Origin of the sequence: Dryocola boscaweniae, assembly GCF_025215095.1 — a bacterium.
GTDB classification, from domain to species: domain Bacteria; phylum Pseudomonadota; class Gammaproteobacteria; order Enterobacterales; family Enterobacteriaceae; genus Dryocola; species Dryocola boscaweniae.
Map to the genome: position 1 here is coordinate 1 of NZ_JALHAP010000003.1, position 235 is coordinate 235.

Annotated in this window: 1 protein-coding gene; it reads right to left on the bottom strand. The window is 51.5% G+C overall.

The window, feature by feature from the left end; translation table 11 throughout:
• Positions 1-235: hypothetical protein (locus tag MUA00_RS00015; RefSeq protein WP_271121222.1), on the bottom strand; the 235-nt coding region annotated here is incomplete at both ends.

Here is a 235-nt window from a genome sequence, read left to right on the forward strand (position 1 = left end):
TCAGGTTGAGCCTGTCCAGGAAGTAAGAAGAACCGAGGAATTTATTTTGATCTGTGTAAGCGCTGTTGGTTTCACGCGGGGCGCTGCCGGGTTTAACCCCCATCAGATCGTAGAGATCGCCAAACAGGCTTTGATCGAGCTGACCCAGGCCATCGAGCTTAGGGTTGGTGGTGATCAGGTAAGGACTGTTCGGATCGGTGGAAGTAACGAAATAACCGTTATTGCCGGAAGGCAA